This is a genomic window from Opitutales bacterium (genome assembly GCA_013215165.1).
Lineage (GTDB): Bacteria > Verrucomicrobiota > Verrucomicrobiia > Opitutales > JABSRG01 > JABSRG01.
Map to the genome: position 1 here is coordinate 55,256 of JABSRG010000011.1, position 17,901 is coordinate 73,156.

Below are 17,901 nucleotides of genomic sequence, written 5' to 3' on the forward strand. Positions count from 1 at the left end.
AACGTTTATTAAGTGAGTATTTTGTCATAGGCTGCCCTACCTACGGCAACGTGCAATACCCTACTACCCTAAATCTGACCCCAGACCCCTATGGCCTCCTACAAGATGTGGCTGATGGCGGCTGCATTGACTGCAGCCGGCTTGTTGCCGACTACCCTGTTACCGCAAGTTTCTACTCAAGGTTTTTTGAACCTTCCTCGAAGTGAGGTGCCTGGAACGCTCCTCAGTGACCCTTATTCTAACGACTCGATCTATCTCGGTCGCACTACGACCGTTCAGTATCTCAATGGCTGGGTGATTGTTGGGGGCGAAGGCCCGGGGTCTGCGACAATTGACGGAGTGAATCGAGATTTGCACCTACGCATTTACGACATCAGTGATCCCGCCCAACCAATCCGGCGCCTGCCATCAGACTTTGGTTTGCCTATAGGAGAGAATGAATGGTACGACGGCGACGTTTGGCATTCTGGTAACTATGGGTCCAATGCGCATGGCTCGTTCCATGTAGAGAACTTCTTGGGGCGCCCTTACATCTATGTAGAAGAATTTGGGGGTATTGTTCAGAAAACTAATATAAGTACAACTTTTGATCTTTCAGGAAAACGCGTCGACCGTTTGGGGATAAGTACTAATAGGTCAGGTATGTCAGGGCGTTTTAACGCAACTTTGAGTTGGTATGAAAAAGACGACGTAAGTTTTGCGCCGTTTGAGATCAAAAAGGAGGTGCTGCATGAAGATGGGCGGTATGAAAAAGTTATACTGGCGACGATTGATCACAAGGGAGAGTTTGGAGGGGGCAATTGGCACCCAATTTTTTTTGGAGACTTACTCATCTATGTGCGTAGTGGGTCCTCAGCAAGTGACGGTGTGGTCGTTTACCGTCTGCAATATAACGACTTCACAAACCTTGAGACGATGTCAGTTACGCCACAACTGGTTGCTACATTGGATGGGGGCTTCCAGGGTTACTGGCCTGATCTCTACAGTGATGGGTCGGGTCTATATGTCCTTGGTTCTGCCAATAGTGAGGTAAACGTGGCCGACATCACAGCTGCTGCTGATCCCAACGGTGATAGTAGTGTGACTCTAGCTGGTAGTCACGTTCATCCCGGCCTGAGTAGTGTAAACTATCCAGTATATCAGGATCACTTTACATTCATTGATAATGTTAAGTTCGACGTTACTAAAATCATCGCCGGGGATCCCAATCCGGAAGTTCTAATTTTAGATACACAAAGCGCAGGGTTTGATACTTCTCAAATGTCCTTGCCTTTGGGTAACTTGTGGATGACCGGCGGAAGTAATCGGGGGGGGGGAGCTACAAGGGTTCTCGGTTTGGGTACAGCAGCAGGAACCCGATGAGATTGCTCCCAATGTCTACTATCATATTCCTCAGGCCGGTCGCACAAACTACCCTGTTCACGCCCTTTTGAGCTTCATGGTCCAAGAGTCCAAGATTATGGGACCGCGTAATGGTATCGATTTTAAGGTCCGAAGGGTTTTGAATGGAGGTGATTTAGATACTGAGTTCGTGCCTGGATTCCTGACTCATGATATGAGTGGCATGCTGACTTTTAACCCCGATGTCCCTCTCGATTATGATGCTACCTATCAGGTAGATTTTCTATCTGATGCAGCGAATCAAATCGGATTTCGTGACGGCGCCGGAAACTACATCGAACCCTACAGTTTTCGCTTTTCGACTGGTTCTGGATTAGATGGTCAAGCGCCACCGATTATAGATTCGATTGTAGCTTCGGATTATCAACCCCTTCCGGGTCAGGTATTCGATGTGACTACAGATGCTGAAGGTATTGATCTGGAATATCGCTTCAACTTTGGGGATGGTTGGAGCGATTGGACGCAGTCCGCCATAGCGACCTATGCCTACGCTGAACCTGGCCGATACCGGGTGATTGGTCAGGTGCGTGATAGTGTTGGTACGGTAGCAGCGAGTTCAGTGCGCCTCTTAGTTATTGAGCCGCCAAGCGGCCCATCGCCCACACATAGCAATACAATGACGATGGCAGACTTTGAGGGATCTCGAGCAGTTTGGATGGTTAATCCTGATGCGGACACTGTGAGTATGTTTAATCCAACGACGGGATCTAGGCGGGGAGAAATTAGTGTCGGCGAGCGGCCCCAAAGTGTAGCGGCGGCCGCTGATGGAAGCGTTTGGGTAACCTGTGAAGGTGAGGACGCGATCTATATATTGAACAGCGCTGGTACGATACTTGAGGTTCTCGAACTGGGTTATGGAAGCGCGCCTTGGGGGATCGCACCAACACCTGATGGACAACAGATGTTTGTCACACTCTATGGTTCGGCACAGTTGGTTCGGTTCGATGTCGCCAATCCATCTGTCGCGGTTTCTACGGCGACCTTTCCCACACCGCGATCGATAGCCGTTACTGCTTCTGGTGACACGGTATTGGTGACACGTTTGATTTCGACCGATACCAAGGCAGAAGTGGGAGTATTTGCATCGTCCATGGATGCCCTAGTTTGGGTGGACACGATAGACATTTTGAGTTCCGACGCAAAAGATGGTGGAGATCGTGCCGCAGGTGTCCCCAATTATTTGGGAGGGATTGCGATCGCGCCCGATGGTAAGCATGCGTTGGTGACGGCGAAACAAGACAATATCTTTCGCGGTGAAATCTTCGGTGTTTCGGATTTAAGCCATGAGAATACGATGCGAGCTGTGGTGTGTGTGCTAGATCTCGATGCGCTTGAAGAAGTCCAGTTAATAAATGGGATCTCACAGAGTCGGCGCGATTTCGATAACAGTGCCAATCCGATGGGTATTACCTTTAGCCCTGCAGGGGATCTCGCGATGTTCGCTTTGCAGGGAAACAACCGGCTGGTGGGGTTTGATACGCTAGATTTAGCCGCGCAAGTAGATCTCTCTGCACAGGTGTCTATTGACGCCGGCACGGGGCTTGCACCGAGTGGCGTTTTGTTTGATGCCGATACCGGTCGTCTATTTGCAAGTAATTTTACCGGTCGAAGTCTTTCTGTCTTTAACGCATCTTCGGTGCTTGAAGAGAATCAGAGCAGCCTAAGCCTGATCTCGGTTACGAAATCTGTATCAAATGAGTCACTGACGGCTGAAGAGCTTCTCGGTAAGCAGATCTTTTATAATGCCTCTGATCCGCGAATGAGTGCTGAAGGTTACATCAGTTGTGCCTCGTGCCACCTCGATGGGGGCCATGATGGGCGTGTTTGGGACTTTACTGGTAGGGGAGAGGGTTTACGTCGCACGACAGATTTGCGTGGGCGTGGAGGTATGGCTCATGGCAACGTGCACTGGAGCGGGAATTTCGATGAAATACAGGATTTCGAGCACGATATCCGCGATGCATTTGGGGGAGAGGGTTTCATTGTTGATGCGGACTTCGCTACGAATCACCCCGGTCCCTCATCTGCAAAAGTGGGGCTCAGCCCAGAGTTAGACGCCCTGGCTGCCTATACTGCGTCGTTGAAAGAGGCCTCGATCCCCATGAGCCCATTCCGCGCTGTAGATGGAACCTTCACGGAAGAGGCGGTCCTTGGGGCAGAACTATTTAGATCGCTCAATTGCGCGAGTTGCCATGCAGGTTCTGCTTATACTGATAGTGCCATATCTCCAGTGTCTAGTGTGTTGCTTCACGACGTCGGAACAACGAACACGCTGCTGAGTGGTCAGCGGCTTGGACTAGGAGCTCTTGATGGTGTAGATACACCTACGCTTATGGGACTGCACGCGTCGCAGTTTTTTCTACATCACGGTGTAGCGAACAATCTTGGGGACGCGCTGGCTTTCGCCACGGGTAAGGTGTATCCGGAATCCTAGGCCGAGTTATCAGACGGTGCGATCATGGAGCAAGGTACACCTGAATATGGAGGTGGGGGGCGCCATCGAGGTATGTATGGTAATGATTTCGCTCGTTTGAAGAGGGACCAATCCATCCGATGGTCAAACATTGACGGAGGCCTTGGTGGTGCTGCACGGATCGGTATTCGCTACAGCCAAGGCTTTGGAAATGGCGATGTTCGATTTATTGTGAACGGCGTAGAAACCATTTTGCGTATGGAGGGAACCGTGGGTGGCTCTGCGAAATGGGATTGGCGATGGCGCTTTGTAGACGTGGAGCTCTTAGCCGGTGCGGTTAATGTGATAGAGTTCATTCCTCTAAAGCGCGACTTCATGCCTGACATTTTGACCGTAGCCAGTGAGTCCGATCTGGCAAAAGCAGCGCCTCACCGAGTGTTTACTACACTTTCTGAAGAAGAACAGTCTCAGCTCTTGGCCTTCTTGCAACAGCTAGATGGGCGCGATGCAGATGGAGTGATACCGGCAGATGGTGTGCCCGCCAAACCCTCAGTGCTTGCCATAGACCAAACGGGTCTGGCCATCCATCTTACCTTCGACGATGGCGCAGAGGATTCCCAAGGCAATCAGAGTGCCAGTCTCAGCGGTGGAGCTGGCGTCGATACAAGTGCTGGAGCATTTGGAGCTTCCGTTCGCTTCGATGGAGGTGATGATATGGTGCATCTTTTGGACAGCCCGGTACTCAACATTCCTAAAGAAGCAGTTGTCCAGCAGACCATTTCACTTTGGTTTGCCGTGGATGACGTCGATAATCCTGGGCGCCAACAAATCTTCGAAAGTGGAGGTTCAACACGTGGGTTCAATGCCTATATCGACAATGGGACACTCTATGCGGGAGTGTGGGATCAGAATATTGATGTTGGTGTGGGTGATGTGGCTTCCTGGGAGGGTACATGGCGTTCTATCTCCGGGATTGCATCGGGTGTGTGGCATCATCTCGCTCTCGTTATCGATGCCTCTGCTGACCCAGTTCGGCCGCATGAGGGTGCGTTTTTCGCGTATTTAAACGGTGTCGAATTTGACGTCGGCAACAGTCTCGCAATGCAAATCTCGCGACATGGTGACGATAGCGCTCTTGGTGGAGTGGCGGGGGCGTCTCGGTGGGCCTCAGGCGGTAGACCTCTTAATCTAAATGGTAACATCGACGATTTCGCCATCTGGCACCGCAGTCTTTCTGAGGACGAGATAAGAATTTTGGCTGACGGCGCTGGGGGCTCGCCGGTTGATCTACTTTCATCAGAGGAGTTGGTGGGGCATTTCCCTTTTGACGAAGGTTGGACTGACCGATCGGGGATTCAGAATCTAAGAATCAATGGTGGCGCCCTCATTGAGGCTGATGCTGGCCAGTTTATGGGCGGTGCCCGATTTGATGGAGTGGATGATGTGGCCAACATTAGAAATAACAATTTGTTGAATACATATGATGGAGGCCTTGCCCAACGGACGATCAGCCTTTGGTTTTCGGTGGACGACGTTGCCTCAATGCAGCGCCAGGTCATTTTCGACCTCGGAGGATCCAAACGGGGCTTTAATGCCTATATCGAAGACGGTGTGCTTCACGCCGGGATTTGGGATATTGCAACCGATGCGATCATCGGTGATCAAGAGACATGGCCTGGAACCTGGCGAACCGTTGGTGGAATCGAACCAGGAGCCTACTATCACCTCCTCATGGTCCTTGATGCTTCTGAATCGCCGACACTGCCTCATCCGGGTGCATTCAAAGCCTACTTAAATGGTGTCGAATTTGATGTTGGAAATGATATTGCCATGCAAATTGCCGCCCACACGGACGCGTGTAGTTTGGGAGGACCGGCGGGCAAATCAAAGTTTCTTTCAGGCGGCACAGGGAGTCACTTTCGAGGATTCCTGGACGATTTTGCGGTCTGGAATCGCGTGTTGAGCGACGACGAGATTGCTCGCTTGTCGGCCCCTTGAGCTATGACTACGAGACCTGATTTGCATTTTGTCATATCTGCCTCAGGTTCTCGATCGATGAAAATGAAAAAACTCTTCGCGCTTGCTGCTACTTCGGTGTCCACCGCGCTTTTCGCTGAGCCCATGAGTGTCGGTAGCACGGCTCCTACTGAGCTCATTGTGAAAACGGATGCCGGAGAGCAATTCGACATCGGTAAAGATCTGCAGTCAGGAATGGTCTTGGTATATTTCTATCCCAAGGCGGACACGCCAGGCTGCACCAAACAGGCGTGCTCGATACGCGATGCCTTCTCTGAGCTTTCGAATGATGGTCTACGTGTCTACGGTGTGAGCATGGATTCGGTCGAAGCTCAGGCGGCCTTCAAAGAAAAATACTCGCTTCCTTTTACCCTGATAGCCGATACCGAAGGCATTCTTGTGGATGCCATGGGTGTGCCCAAGCGGGGTCGGTTTCCAGCTCGACAAGCCTTCCTCTTCAACGAGGGTGAGCTTGTCTGGCGCGACCTCAAAGCATCTACAGCCAAGCAGGCTGCTGATGTCCGCGAGGCGATGGCTCAGCTTTGAGCGAGTCAGCCATTAAACCCATTTTTTGAACTACCTGTTCGCTCATCGAAGAGCGAACAGGTTTTTTTGTGTCCAAGTTGCACGAAACTGGCTTCAGGAGAGTCTTCGTTTACAACAAGTTCTCAAATCAACCACGTTTATCCATGAAGATTGTTTCTGTAGTCAAAGGTCTATCTCTCTTTGTTATCCTCGTCTCGCGCCTGGGGGCCTTGGAAGTCGAGATCGATTTAACCAACGACTCGGGCACCCTTGGCGAACTCTTCAATGATGTGTCGAGCGGCACATTCCTGGTCCCTGGAGGATCAGGTTTAGAAATCACGATCGAAGCATTGTCTACTGATAGTAGTTTGAACTCGAATGTAGGCTCTCCGAACCGTCTTGGCATAAATTCTACTCTCTCTGGAGAGGATGCTGACGACTTTGACGTGGGAGAGTTTGTTGAGTTCTCTTTCAGTAAGAGCGTTGAAGTAACGTCCCTTGATTTTGTTGGTTTTGGAGCAGGAGAGACCTTCTCATTTGCGGGACAATCCATCACCGGGGCTCAAAATCTTTACGCGGTCCCCAGTCCGGTGTCGATTGCTGCGAACACATCCTTTCGTTTAGAATCGATCTCGGGAACAATGGGATTGCAGGCGATCACGCTCAATGTCGTTCCCGAGCCGAGTGAGACGGCGGCTGTTTTCGGAATTGCGGGCATGCTCTTTGTTTTTCGGCATCGCCGCCGTCGAGCGCATGTTCGGCGTTCATGAATCTCTTTTTTCTTCTTCGAGCAACAGCTTATACTCCATCGAATCCTTGAGAGCTTGCCAGGAGGCATCGATGATATTGTCGCTTGCCCCTACAGTGCCCCAAGTCTCATGGCCGTCAGTGGATTCAATGAGGACGCGTGTCACGGCGTCGGTGCCGAGGGCGTTGTCGAGGATACGGACCTTGAAATCTGTAAGGGTCACGGTCTTGAGTATGGGGAAAGCGGGGATGAGGGCTTTGCGCAGTGCATGGTCCAGGGCGGATACGGGGCCGTGTGCCTCGGATACGGTGTGGTAATCGTCCTCGCCGACACGGATTTTTACTGTGGCTTCAGAAATGGTGCGGCTCAGAGCGATCTGTCGACCTACGGAAGAGCGATATTGGACGAGCTCAAATGCGTCTTTCCTGCCTTTCAGGTAACGGTGGATGAGCAATTTAAAGGAGGCATCTGCGGCCTCATATTCGTAGCCTCGAAACTCTAGATCCTTCAGGTCTGCCAAGAATTTTTGAAGCTCTGAAGACTTCTCCAATTCGATGCCGAGTTCTTTGGCCTTGAGCATCAAGCTGGCTCGACCTGCCATGTCAGAAACGAGTACACGGGTGTGGTTACCCACGCGCTCTGGCTGCATGTGCTCGTAAGAGTGCTTTACCTTGCCGACGGCATCGGCGTGAACACCCCCCTTGTGTGCAAAGGCGGCAGTGCCGACGAAGGGAGCGCGCGGGTCGGAGCGCACGTTAGCGAGTTCGTCGATGAAAATGGAGAGATCGCGCAGACTCGCCATCTGCTGAGAGCAGTTCAGGGTTCGCCCCATCTTCTCAGAAAGATTGGGAATGATTGTGGTCAGGTTGGCGTTGCCGTTGCGTTCCCCGATGCCGTTCATGGTGCCTTGGACGAGGACGGCACCCTGGCGCACGCCATCGATGGAAAGCGCCACACCGAGTCCGCAATCGTTGTGGCAGTGCATGCCTACCCGCGTGTTGGGAAACTGTTTCACTACACGAGCTACAATCTTTTCCAGTTCGGAAAGCATCATGCCGCCGTTCGTATCGCAGAGGGTGATGCACGAGGCTCCGCCGCGCACTGCGGCTTCTAGGGTAGACAAGGCATAGACATCGTCGTCTTTGTAGCCGTCGAAAAAGTGTTCCGCGTCATAGATCACTTGACGTCCATTTTTAACCAGGAAAGCGACGGACTCCTCGATCATTTTGAGATTCTCATCACCGGTGGTGCGAAGGATCTCCGTGATATGCAGCAGCCAGGTTTTACCGAAGATGGTGACGGCAGGTGTCTCTGCTTCGAGCAGGATCTTGAGTTGAGCATCGTCCTCGGCTCTCTTGTCCGCGCGTCGTGTGGAACCAAATGCGGTTATTTTAGCATGCTTGAGCTGGAGTTGTTTTGCCTGCTCGAAGAAGGCCATATCTCGAGGGTTGGAGCCGGGCCAGCCACCTTCGATGTAATCAATTCCGAATTGGTCTAGCTTTTCAGCCACGCGCAGCTTCGCAGCTACGGTGAAAGACACGCCCTCGCCCTGCGTGCCATCGCGCAGCGTCGTATCGTAGATCCAGACATCCGGTGAGTTCATAAGCGAATTGAGTAAAACATTCCAAATTAATTGGGCATAGATACTGGCACAAGGTGGAAATCCGTGGATTCATTGGTGGAGGTGCAATTGAAAGGACGGGGAGTTGTTCCAGTTGTCTCTCCTCGGCTTCAGTGGTTGTAGTTGAGGCGCTCTGTCGCCTCGCCCCTGCGGTGTGGATCGAAGCAACGGTCTGCGCACCAGCAGAGCGGTGCGACTACAACAAAGGCGGTTGGGGACATATTCCCGAAGTTTCAATTAGGCCCTGCTCGAAGCCCAAAGAGTTTTCGGTCGAGGCAATTGTATTGATCTAGGTTAGTACGGTAGGGTCGTTTCGTCAAAACGGCCGCGGTTGTAGTATAGATCCGCATATTTTTCATGCGTGCACCCAGTGATGGAGATCAGGGATCTTTTCACCCAATTATAAGGCTGTTTAGTCCCATAAGTTCTCCGAATCCTGGTCGAGATAACCGCCTTTGTTATTGACTGGATCAAGGCTCGGATGGGTGCTTTTTAAATATCATGTACAAATTCATACCTGTTGTTCTATTGGCGCTTGCTGGCTTTTTTGGAAATATCGGATGGGCTCTGATCCCGGTAGAGGATTTTGCCAAACCTTCTAGAATTTCGGGTGCGCGGTTGTCACCCGACGGGAAGTGGTTGGCGTTCCGTTATCCCTCAGGCGATCGGATGGACTTGATGGTGTTTAATCTTGATGAGTAGGACGGTGTGAGGATGAAGGGGTGGCAGGCAGATGACGTAAATAGCGTTCACTGGGTGGGAGATGATCGTTTGGTTTTCGACGTGGTTTTCCGAAACCAATATGCAGGGGGTCTGTTTTCGGTGAAGGCAGGTTCGCGTCGCTTCGAGGTGCTTAACAAGTTTGATGCTTTGAGGGTGATCGATCCGGTCCCTTCAGACGAAAACGTGGTATTGACTCGTTTGTATTCCACGAGCCGTGGCGGTCCGCGCACAGTGCGTTATTTCACCAAACGTGGTATCGGGCGTGTGGTCAAATCTGCCGAATCATTACCAGGTACTCAGTTGGGATGGTATGGCGATGGCGGGGGCGATTTGATTGGCTGCCGCGTCTATCACGACGGAAAATTACGCCTGTATTTCCGTGAAACTTATGAAAGTGAATGGCGAGAATTAAAACGCGTCAGTGAAGATGTAGGGCAGTCATTTGAGGTGTTGGGTTTCGATCCTCATGAACGCACATTTTGGATGACCGCTTACGAAGACGGAGCCAATACGGCGAGCCTTTTCAAGGTGCCAGTAGATCCTGGTAGCGAAACCATCCGCGTGTTCAATGATCCAAAATACGATATACGGGACAATGCGGGTTTACTACGATCTAAGGCCACCGGTCAGGTGGTAGGTATGGCCTACGACCAAAAAGGTCCCACAAATATTTGGTTTACTGAAGAGTTCGATATGCTTCAGGCAAGCATCGACCAGGCCTTCCCCACGTCTGAGAATACGATCGTCGACTTTTCGAAGGGTAAAGAGCGTCTGTTGATACACTCCTATTCTGATCGCTCTCCGGTGTCTTATCGCGTCGTAGATATCGCTTCTAAAAACATTATCTTTGAGGCGCATTCGCGGGAGTGGATCGACTCGGCCGAGCTCCATACGCAATTCAGTCTTAACCTCAAGATGCGTGATGGTCTCGTGCTGCAGGGCTATCTCACGTTGCCCGGGGCACCCGATGCAGGTCCTTATCCGATGGTAGCCTTAGTGCATGGGGGCCCTTGGTCTCGTGACACCTGGGGATATGACCCAATAGTGCAGCTTCTGGCGAGTCGTGGCTATGCTGTGCTCCAGCTGAACTTTCGAGGCTCCAGTGGCTATGGGAAAACGATCTCTCAGAAGTATAGTGGTGACTTCAGGGACATGGTCCTAGATGTAACCGATGCCACGCGGCAGATTTGTGAGCGGGGCTGGGCAGACCCATAGCGTTTGGCGATCATGGGTGCGAGTTTTGGAGGCTATGCCGCTCTGGCTGCTCAGGTGTTTGATCCCGGTCTCTTTCAGTGTTCGATTTCTTATGCTGGCGTCTTTGACGTCGCCGAACAAATCGAGAATTGGGGTGATGGCTTTTGGCGCAAGCGTCAAGGCACCTACGCATATGACTACTGGGTAAAACGCCTTGGAGACCCGGAGAAAGATGCGGCTCTGATCGAAGAACTCTGCCCGATCAGTAATGCAAGTTCGATACAAGTGCCCGTGTTCCTTGCTCACGGTAGATTGGATCGTGTCGTCGATATCGAACAGACTAAAGATATGGCTCGAGCGCTGACACAAGCCGGCAATAAACCCAGGACATTATACCTCTCAGCTGAGCAACACGGCGTTAGCAGCATGAAGAATAGGAAGAAATACTACGACGCTGTATTGGATTTCTTAGCTGAGCATTTGGCTGAGTAGTGTTTTTCTAGACTATTCTAGAACGCTTTCTCACTCCTTGGTCATATTACTCTCCGAGTCACGAAGAGGTGACCCTTGAGCTTTATTTCGCGCGCGGAGGCGAAGGGCCTGAAGACGGATAAAGCCGCTGGCATCGTCTGGATTGTAGTCGCTGTCGACACCTTCCATAGATGCTATGTTCTCATCGTAAAGAGACACGTCAGATGTGCGCCCAGCGCACATGATGTTACCCTTGTAGAGCTTCAGTTTAACGGTGCCGGTTACGTTCTCTTGGCTCTTGTCAATGAGGGCTTGGAGTGCTTCCCGCTCGGGCGCATACCAAAAGCCATTATAGATCAGTTCGGCATACTTCGGGATGAGGCCATCGCGGAGATGCATCAGATCACGGTCCATCGTCAAGGTCTCCATCTGTCTATGGGCGTTGATTAGGATCGTGCCCCCCGGAGTTTCGTAAATGCCTCTACTTTTCATGCCGACAAAGCGGTTTTCCACGAGATCGACTCGGCCGATACCGTGTTTGCCGCCGAGACGATTGAGCTCTTTGAGCACGCCGGCAGGGGTCAGTGCGACTCCGTTGACTGCGGTGCAGTCGCCATTGACAAAGCTGAGTTCGATATACTCGGGCTCGTCGGGAGCATCAACTGGATCGGTGCTGAGTTTATACATCGCCTTGTCGCGTTCGCCAGTGGCGTCATACATGGGATCTTCTAGAATACCGGCTTCGTAAGAGATATGAAGGAGGTTGCGATCCATTGAATATGGCTTCGATGCACTGGCTTCGACATCGACGCCGTTGGCCACGCACCAGTCGATCATTTCTTTACGTCCCGGGAACATCTCTCGGAAGACTGGCATGCGCCAGGGAGAGATGATTTCCAAATCGGGGCTCAATGCTGCGTAGGTCAGTTCAAAGCGGACTTGGTCATTACCCTTACCGGTCGCACCATGGGAAACGGCTTGGGCTCCCTCCTTTTCAGCGATCTCGATTTGGGCCTTTGCGATGAGGGGGCGGGCAATGGATGTCCCGAGGAAATACTGTCCCTCGTAGATAGCATTGGCGCGGACCATAGGGTAGATGAAATCACGGGCAAATTCTTCAACCAAGTCCACAGTGTAGTGGGCGACAGAGCCTGTGGCTTTCGACTTTTCGCCGAGCCCATCGAGCTCTTCTTCCTGACCCACGTCTGCAGAAAAGGTGATGATGTCTGCGTTGTAGTGGTCCTTCAACCACCGCACGAGTACGGAGGTGTCAAGGCCACCTGAGTAAGCGAGAACTATTTTCATGTATAAAAATTGTGTGTGTGGTTTAGGCCCGGGTTTCCTTCCAAGCATCGGAGAGCACTGACATGATTGCTTTCTGAACATGCAGTCGATTTTCGGCCTGGTCAAAGATGATAGAAGCTGGATGGTCTAGCACGTCTTGTGACACTTCCTCGCCGGAGTGCGCTGGGAGGCAATGCATGAAATACGCGTCTTTTTTCGCAGCCTCGAGTAAGCCCATATTGACCTGGTAGGGGAGCATTGCCGTTAGGCGAGATTCTGCCTGGCCTTCGTCACCCATGCTGACAAAGACATCGGTATAGAGCACGTCGGCATCCTTGGCCGCTTCGTAGGGATCGTTGGTGAAAGTGTATCCGCTGAGCCCATCGGCTGCGAGGGCTTCATCCAACTCCGGACCGGGTTTGAACGCTTCGGGACCGGACAGCGCGACCTCCATGCCAAGGACAAGTCCTGAGAGCACAAGAGAGTAGGCCATATTTGAGGCACAGTCTCCGAAGTAGGCAAGTTTGCGACCGACCAGTGCTGACGGCAAATCGTCAGGATTACTTGCCCAGCGTTCCGCGAGCGTGAAGTAGTCGGTAAAGGTCTGACAGGGATGGAGGAAGTCAGACAGTCCATTGATCACAGGGATCGTGGCATGCGCAGCAAACTCATCGAGGTAGCTGTGCTCGAAGCAACGAATGACGACCCCGTGTAGGTAGCGCGACAGGACTTTAGCTGTGTCAGCGACGGTTTCTCCGCGGCCGATCTGGGTCTGCTGAGCATTGAGGACCACGGGATGGCCGCCGAGCTCGCTCACGCCCACATCGAAGGAGACGCGCGTGCGCGTGCTATTCTTGAAGAATATCAAGCCCCAGCTCTGTCCTTGTAGGGTTGGAGGTGTGCTGCCATAGCGATGCTGTTTGAAGCTGGACGCCAAGCCAAAGATCTCTGCGATCTCAGCCTGACTGAAGTCTGTATCTCTGAGGAAGTGTTTACTCATTTGTGTAGAGGGGTTCAGGTAGAAACGGAGAGCTCTGCTTCGGAAAATACCGAGTCGAGGATGCCCAAACACTCGTTGAGTGCTTCTTTAGTGACGTTGAGAGGCGGTAGTAGCCGCAACGCTTGATGGCCCGCAGCCACGACGAGCATGCCTGCTTCCCGGCACCGAATGACCCACGGCATGGGATCTTCATTGAGGCCGAGAGCGAGCATGAGGCCACGTCCACGGACTTCTTTGATGAGACCAGAATGGTGTGTTGCGAGTTGCTCTAATTGAGCTGTAAACCACGCGCTGACTTCTTGGACGTGCTGAATGATATGCTCCTCTTCTAGCACATCAAGCGTAGCCAAAGCGGCCTCGGCGGCTAAGGGTGAGCCGCCGAAAGTCGTGCCGTGCGTACCTGGTGTGAAAAGGTGAGCATGGGCGTCGCTTACCCAGATTGCGCCGATAGGGAAACCGCCCCCAAGGCCCTTGGCCATGCCGATAGCATCCGGCTGAATCCCCGCCGCTTGATAGGCAAAAAATTGACCGGTCCGGCCGATGCCACATTGCACCTCGTCGATAAGCAACAAGACCTTACGATCGTCGCAGAGCTTCCGGAGATCTTTGAGGAATTGCAGCGAGCAAGGGCGGATGCCGCCTTCGCCTTGGATGGTTTCAATGAATACTGCGGCCGTTTGATCGTCGATTGCAGCGGCAAAGCTATCGATGTTATTGAATTCGGCTGTGACGAAGCCGGGCACCAATGGATGAAAGCCATTTTGGACCTTTTCTTGAGGGGTCGCACTCATTCCGCCGAAAGTACGGCCATGGAATGCAGTATCGGCGACGACGATTTTGTAGATGTCGCCATCTTTGCCGCCGGCTTTCTGTTTACCGAACAAACGTCCGAGTTTGATGAGGCCTTCGTTGGCCTCCGCACCGCTATTGCAGAAAAAGGCTTTTCCGGGTCCAGCTTGCTCCGCGAGGCGTTTGGCCAGAGCTGCTTGGTTGGGATTGCCGTAGAGGTTTGAGCAGTGAACGAGTTGTGCCGCCTGTTCAGAAACGCGACGGACCCATTTTGGATGGGAGTGTCCGAGCGAGGTCACCGCGATACCGGAGGTCATATCGAGGTAACGTCGGCCGGTCTCGTCCCATAGGTAGGATCCTTGCCCCTTCACTGCGATAAGCGCAGGCGGCAACGGATAATTCCCGAGAGAATAGGCCGTATATGTTTCTGTGGTATTCATGACGAAAACGAGAGGGAGGCTCAGGCTTGAACGAGTTCTGTGCCAATGCCGGTGTGAGTAAATATTTCTAGAAGTATGGAATGGGGCATCCGGCCGTCGACCAGGTGCACGCGGTGGACGCCGGCTTCGAGTGCATCGACTGCACTGTCTACCTTAGGCACCATGCCTTTCGATATGACACCGTCTGCTTTTAGCTGAGGGACTTCATTGATTTTGAGCGAAGATATGAGCGTTGCAGGTTCCTCGGGGTTTCGAAGCAATCCGGGAACATCGCTCATATAGACCAGACGCCGGGCATGAAGTGCTTTGGCCACATGTGCTGCGGCGATGTCGGCATTGATGTTATGTGGTTGGCCGGAGGCATCGATTGCAACTGGGGAGATGACGGGGGTATACCCATTGTCGAGGGCGTATAAGATGGGTTGAGTCAGCACGTGGGTGACTTCACCGACATAACCGATATCCACTGCCTTGCCGTCTGCATCTTCGGTAAGCCGCTTGCACTGCAGCACCCGATTTCCGTGGATTGCGATCGGTTTGCCCTTGGCAGCTTGAATCAGGTTACAAATATCGAGATTGACTGAGTGGTTTAGAGTATTCTCAACGATGGATACAGCCTCAGCGGAAGTCCTACGTAGGCCATTTACGAATTCTGCTTCGATCCCGGCGGCGTCCATGGCCCGAGTGATGGCTTTTCCTCCACCATGGACCACGACAACCCGGATACCGACGGAGGCCAAGAAGGCGACGTCGGTGGCGACGCGACCACGCATCTCTGGGTCGGGGTCATCCATGAAAGAACCTCCGTATTTGATGACAAAAATCGAGTCCCTGAACCGTTGGATGTAGGGGAGTGCCTCAATGAGAACGGAGGCTTTGGTGGTAGGGGTGATCATTTCCATGGCTTATTCGGACCGGTTAAAATTAACGTAGGCCTCCGTAAGGTCTGTCGCTAACAACTTCGCCTCTGCAGCACCCAGGTGGAGATCGAGTGTCACGGTAAACTCCTTTTGCTGAACGGTTTCTTTCCAATGGGTAGCATGGGCATCTTGAGGTTCACCTTTCAGCAGAGCAGGAAAGCTATCGTAGAAGAGGTCGATATTATCGGAGTCGAGCCCGATTTGTGCGTAGCCGGCTGCGTCGATGAGTCTGCCCCAGTTGGGGTCTTCGCCATACCAAGAGCTCTTGACTAGCAGAGAATTACCGATGCACCGTGCTACTTTGTCTGCTGCTGCTTTATCAGGCGCTCCTTTGACTTTGATGGTGATTACTTTGGAGATTTTTTCACCGTCAGAAACGATCATATGGGCCAGTTTGAAGCAAATGGCATTGAGCGCTGAGCTGAAGGCTTGGTAGGTCGAATTGCTGGGGTCGTCGGGAATTTCTGTGCCAGATGAGCCATTGGCGAAAATCATGACCGTGTCGTTTGTACTCATATCGCCGTCGACGGTGATACAGTTGAAAGACTGATCGACTGCTGCTTTAAGGAGTCTTTGGAGCAGTTCCGGCTGAATGGTTACATCGGTTGCCAGGTAAGCCAGCATAGTGGCCATATTGGGCTCGATCATCCCGGCGCCTTTTGCCATAGCGCCAATGGTGAAGCCGGGACCTGTGACGGTGGCTACCTTCCGGCATGTATCCGAGGTGAGAATGGCATCCGCGGCTGACAAACCAGCCTCCCGATCGCTCGATAAGGAATGAGTCAGTGATTCTAGCCGCGTGATCATATTATGAACAGGAAGTTGCCGGCCGATCCGTCCGGTCGAGGCGACATGAATACATTCCGCGGGAACATTGAGTTTCTGGGATGTGCGGTGGGAGAGCTTCCACGCATTATCGCGTCCTGTGGCACCTGTCGCCGCATTAGCATTGCCGCTATTGATCAGGCAACCCTGCGCAGACGCCGTGCTTTCCAAATACTCTATGGAAAGTAAGACGGGGGCAGCTTTGACATCGTTCTTCGTGAAAACTGCGGCCGTGGTCGCTGATGATTCAGAGAAGATAAGTGCCATGTCCAACCGCTGATGGTCACCTGTCTGCCGGATGTCAGCCGCTGTGCTCGCGGCCAGGAATCCTGGGACATCAGTGATGCCAGAGGGATTTTCGGAAAAACTGAAGAGCGATTCGCTCATAAGAGATGGTAGAAAAAATCAGGAGAAAACGGAAAATCAGAAACAAAAAACCCTCCGAGCCTAGGGCCCTGGAGGGTTTGCAAAGCAAAGCGTATCCAGTCGACCTAGCGCTTGGAGAATTGGAAGCGTTTACGTGCACCGGGCTGACCGGCCTTCTTACGTTCACGCATCCGTGGGTCACGTCGGAGTAATCCGGCCTGTTTCAAAGATGAGCGTAATTCGGGATCGCGAGTTTGTAGCGCACGAGCAAGACCGAGAGCGACGGCTTCAGATTGTCCTGAGAGTCCACCGCCCTGCACAAGCACAGTCATGTCGATCTGGTCGCGGAGTTCAGCAATTACCGAGGGGCGCACGGAAGTAGCTTGGAGCAATTCGGTTGGAAAGTATGTTTCGAACTCACGGCCGTTGACGGTGACTTTTCCAGTGCCCTCTTGAATGCGGACGCGTGCGCTCGCTGTTTTGCGACGCCCGGTTCCGATAAAGACTTTTGCAGCTAATTCAGACATAATATTCTAGAGAGTGAGAGGCTCGGGTTGTTGGGCTTCGTGTGTATGTTCTGCACCACCGAATACACGAAGTCGCTTCATCATTTGGCTAGAAAGCTTATTCTTTGGGAGCATGCCTTTGACCGCGTTCTCAATGATAAACTCGGGGCGTTTCTCGCGAAAATCTGCTACAGTGCGATATTTCTCATTACCGACATAACCTGAGTAGAACATGTATTCTTTCTGTTCTTCTTTGCGACCGGTGAGGGCAACTTTGGATGCATTGATTACTACGACTCCATCTCCAGTATCTGTGTGAGGAGTGTAGGTCGGCAAGTGACGCCCGCGGAGAATATTGGCTATCTTAACTGCCAGTCTTCCAAGAGTCTGTCCGTCCGCATCGACGAGGTGCCATTTCACCTCTTTCTCTCCGGGCTTGAGTAAAGTTGTTTTCATGTTGAGGAAAAAGGTGGGAAAGTGGGCAGTGCTTGAGGGCTTGTCAACGTGAATTTCAAGTGAGAGCAAGAATGCAAGAATGGGGTGCAATTGAAGGAACGGGGAGATTTCCCCAACTGCCTTTGCTGTGGTTGAGCCGCTCTGTCGGCTCGCGGGTTGCGTATCGATTGGAACGACCGCCCAAGCAACAGGCCACCGGCGGC

The 17,901-nt window shown here is 52.3% G+C and carries 16 protein-coding genes; 8 read left to right on the plus strand and 8 right to left on the minus strand.

The genetic code is table 11. From position 1 onward, the window contains the following. Positions 1-90: 90 nt before the first annotated feature. From HRU10_03575 to HRU10_03595, 5 genes are all read left to right on the plus strand, one after another. A complete protein-coding gene (locus tag HRU10_03575) occupies positions 91-1,362 on the plus strand; it encodes a hypothetical protein (GenBank protein ID NRA26312.1) in 1,272 nt (423 codons plus the stop codon). Beyond that, positions 1,304-3,835, plus strand: coding sequence for an Ig-like domain-containing protein (locus HRU10_03580; GenBank protein NRA26313.1), 2,532 nt, complete (start codon positions 1,304-1,306; stop codon positions 3,833-3,835). The genes HRU10_03575 and HRU10_03580 overlap by 59 nt, the downstream gene beginning before the upstream one ends. Positions 3,836-3,859: 24 nt before the next feature. Then, positions 3,860-5,812 carry a LamG domain-containing protein gene (locus HRU10_03585; GenBank protein ID NRA26314.1) on the plus strand — a complete coding sequence of 651 codons (1,953 nt, stop codon included), beginning with the start codon at positions 3,860-3,862 and terminating at the stop codon, positions 5,810-5,812. A 63-nt stretch (positions 5,813-5,875) separates the two neighbouring features. Then, complete coding sequence (locus HRU10_03590) at positions 5,876-6,376, plus strand: peroxiredoxin (GenBank protein ID NRA26315.1); 501 nt, start codon at positions 5,876-5,878, stop codon at positions 6,374-6,376. 143 nt (positions 6,377-6,519) lie between these two features. Beyond that, entirely contained in the window at positions 6,520-7,125 is a 606-nt protein-coding gene (locus HRU10_03595) for a PEP-CTERM sorting domain-containing protein (protein NRA26316.1), read from the plus strand. On the opposite strand, the gene HRU10_03600 is transcribed toward HRU10_03595, so the two are convergent. Further along, the gene (locus HRU10_03600) at positions 7,120-8,706 is read right to left on the minus strand and encodes a citramalate synthase (protein NRA26317.1); all 1,587 of its coding nucleotides are present in this window, start codon (positions 8,704-8,706) and stop codon (positions 7,120-7,122) included. The genes HRU10_03595 and HRU10_03600 overlap by 6 nt on opposite strands. Positions 8,707-9,225: 519 nt before the next feature. Between HRU10_03600 and HRU10_03605 the strand changes: the two genes are divergently transcribed. The 3 genes from HRU10_03605 to HRU10_03615 are packed head-to-tail and all read left to right on the plus strand — an operon-like array spanning position 9,226 to position 11,133. Continuing rightward, positions 9,226-9,426, plus strand: coding sequence for a hypothetical protein (locus HRU10_03605; protein ID NRA26318.1), 201 nt, complete (start codon positions 9,226-9,228; stop codon positions 9,424-9,426). Positions 9,427-9,438: 12 nt separating this feature from the next. Continuing rightward, positions 9,439-10,662 carry a prolyl oligopeptidase family serine peptidase gene (locus tag HRU10_03610; protein NRA26319.1) on the plus strand — a complete coding sequence of 408 codons (1,224 nt, stop codon included), beginning with the start codon at positions 9,439-9,441 and terminating at the stop codon, positions 10,660-10,662. 12 nt (positions 10,663-10,674) lie between these two features. Next, positions 10,675-11,133, plus strand: a complete 459-nt coding sequence (locus HRU10_03615; protein NRA26320.1) for a prolyl oligopeptidase family serine peptidase — start codon at positions 10,675-10,677, stop codon at positions 11,131-11,133. 30 nt (positions 11,134-11,163) lie between these two features. On the opposite strand, the gene HRU10_03620 is transcribed toward HRU10_03615, so the two are convergent. The 7 genes from HRU10_03620 to rplM form a co-directional block, all read right to left on the minus strand. Further along, positions 11,164-12,417 (minus strand): argininosuccinate synthase, encoded by a 1,254-nt coding sequence (locus tag HRU10_03620; GenBank protein NRA26321.1) that lies wholly within the window; start codon positions 12,415-12,417, stop codon positions 11,164-11,166. Between the two features lie 22 nt (positions 12,418-12,439). Further along, a complete protein-coding gene (argF, locus tag HRU10_03625; protein NRA26322.1) occupies positions 12,440-13,396 on the minus strand; it encodes an ornithine carbamoyltransferase in 957 nt (318 codons plus the stop codon). Between the two features lie 14 nt (positions 13,397-13,410). Further along, complete coding sequence (locus HRU10_03630) at positions 13,411-14,625, minus strand: aspartate aminotransferase family protein (protein NRA26323.1); 1,215 nt, start codon at positions 14,623-14,625, stop codon at positions 13,411-13,413. Positions 14,626-14,645: 20 nt separating this feature from the next. Beyond that, complete coding sequence (argB, locus tag HRU10_03635; protein NRA26324.1) at positions 14,646-15,527, minus strand: acetylglutamate kinase; 882 nt, start codon at positions 15,525-15,527, stop codon at positions 14,646-14,648. 3 nt (positions 15,528-15,530) lie between these two features. Further along, a complete protein-coding gene (argJ, locus tag HRU10_03640) occupies positions 15,531-16,757 on the minus strand; it encodes a bifunctional glutamate N-acetyltransferase/amino-acid acetyltransferase ArgJ (GenBank protein ID NRA26325.1) in 1,227 nt (408 codons plus the stop codon). 104 nt (positions 16,758-16,861) lie between these two features. Further along, complete coding sequence (gene rpsI / locus HRU10_03645; protein NRA26326.1) at positions 16,862-17,263, minus strand: 30S ribosomal protein S9; 402 nt, start codon at positions 17,261-17,263, stop codon at positions 16,862-16,864. A gap of 6 nt (positions 17,264-17,269) precedes the next feature. Continuing rightward, on the minus strand, positions 17,270-17,698 hold the full coding sequence (gene rplM, locus HRU10_03650) for a 50S ribosomal protein L13 (protein NRA26327.1): 429 nt from the start codon (positions 17,696-17,698) through the stop codon (positions 17,270-17,272). Positions 17,699-17,901 lie beyond the last annotated feature (203 nt).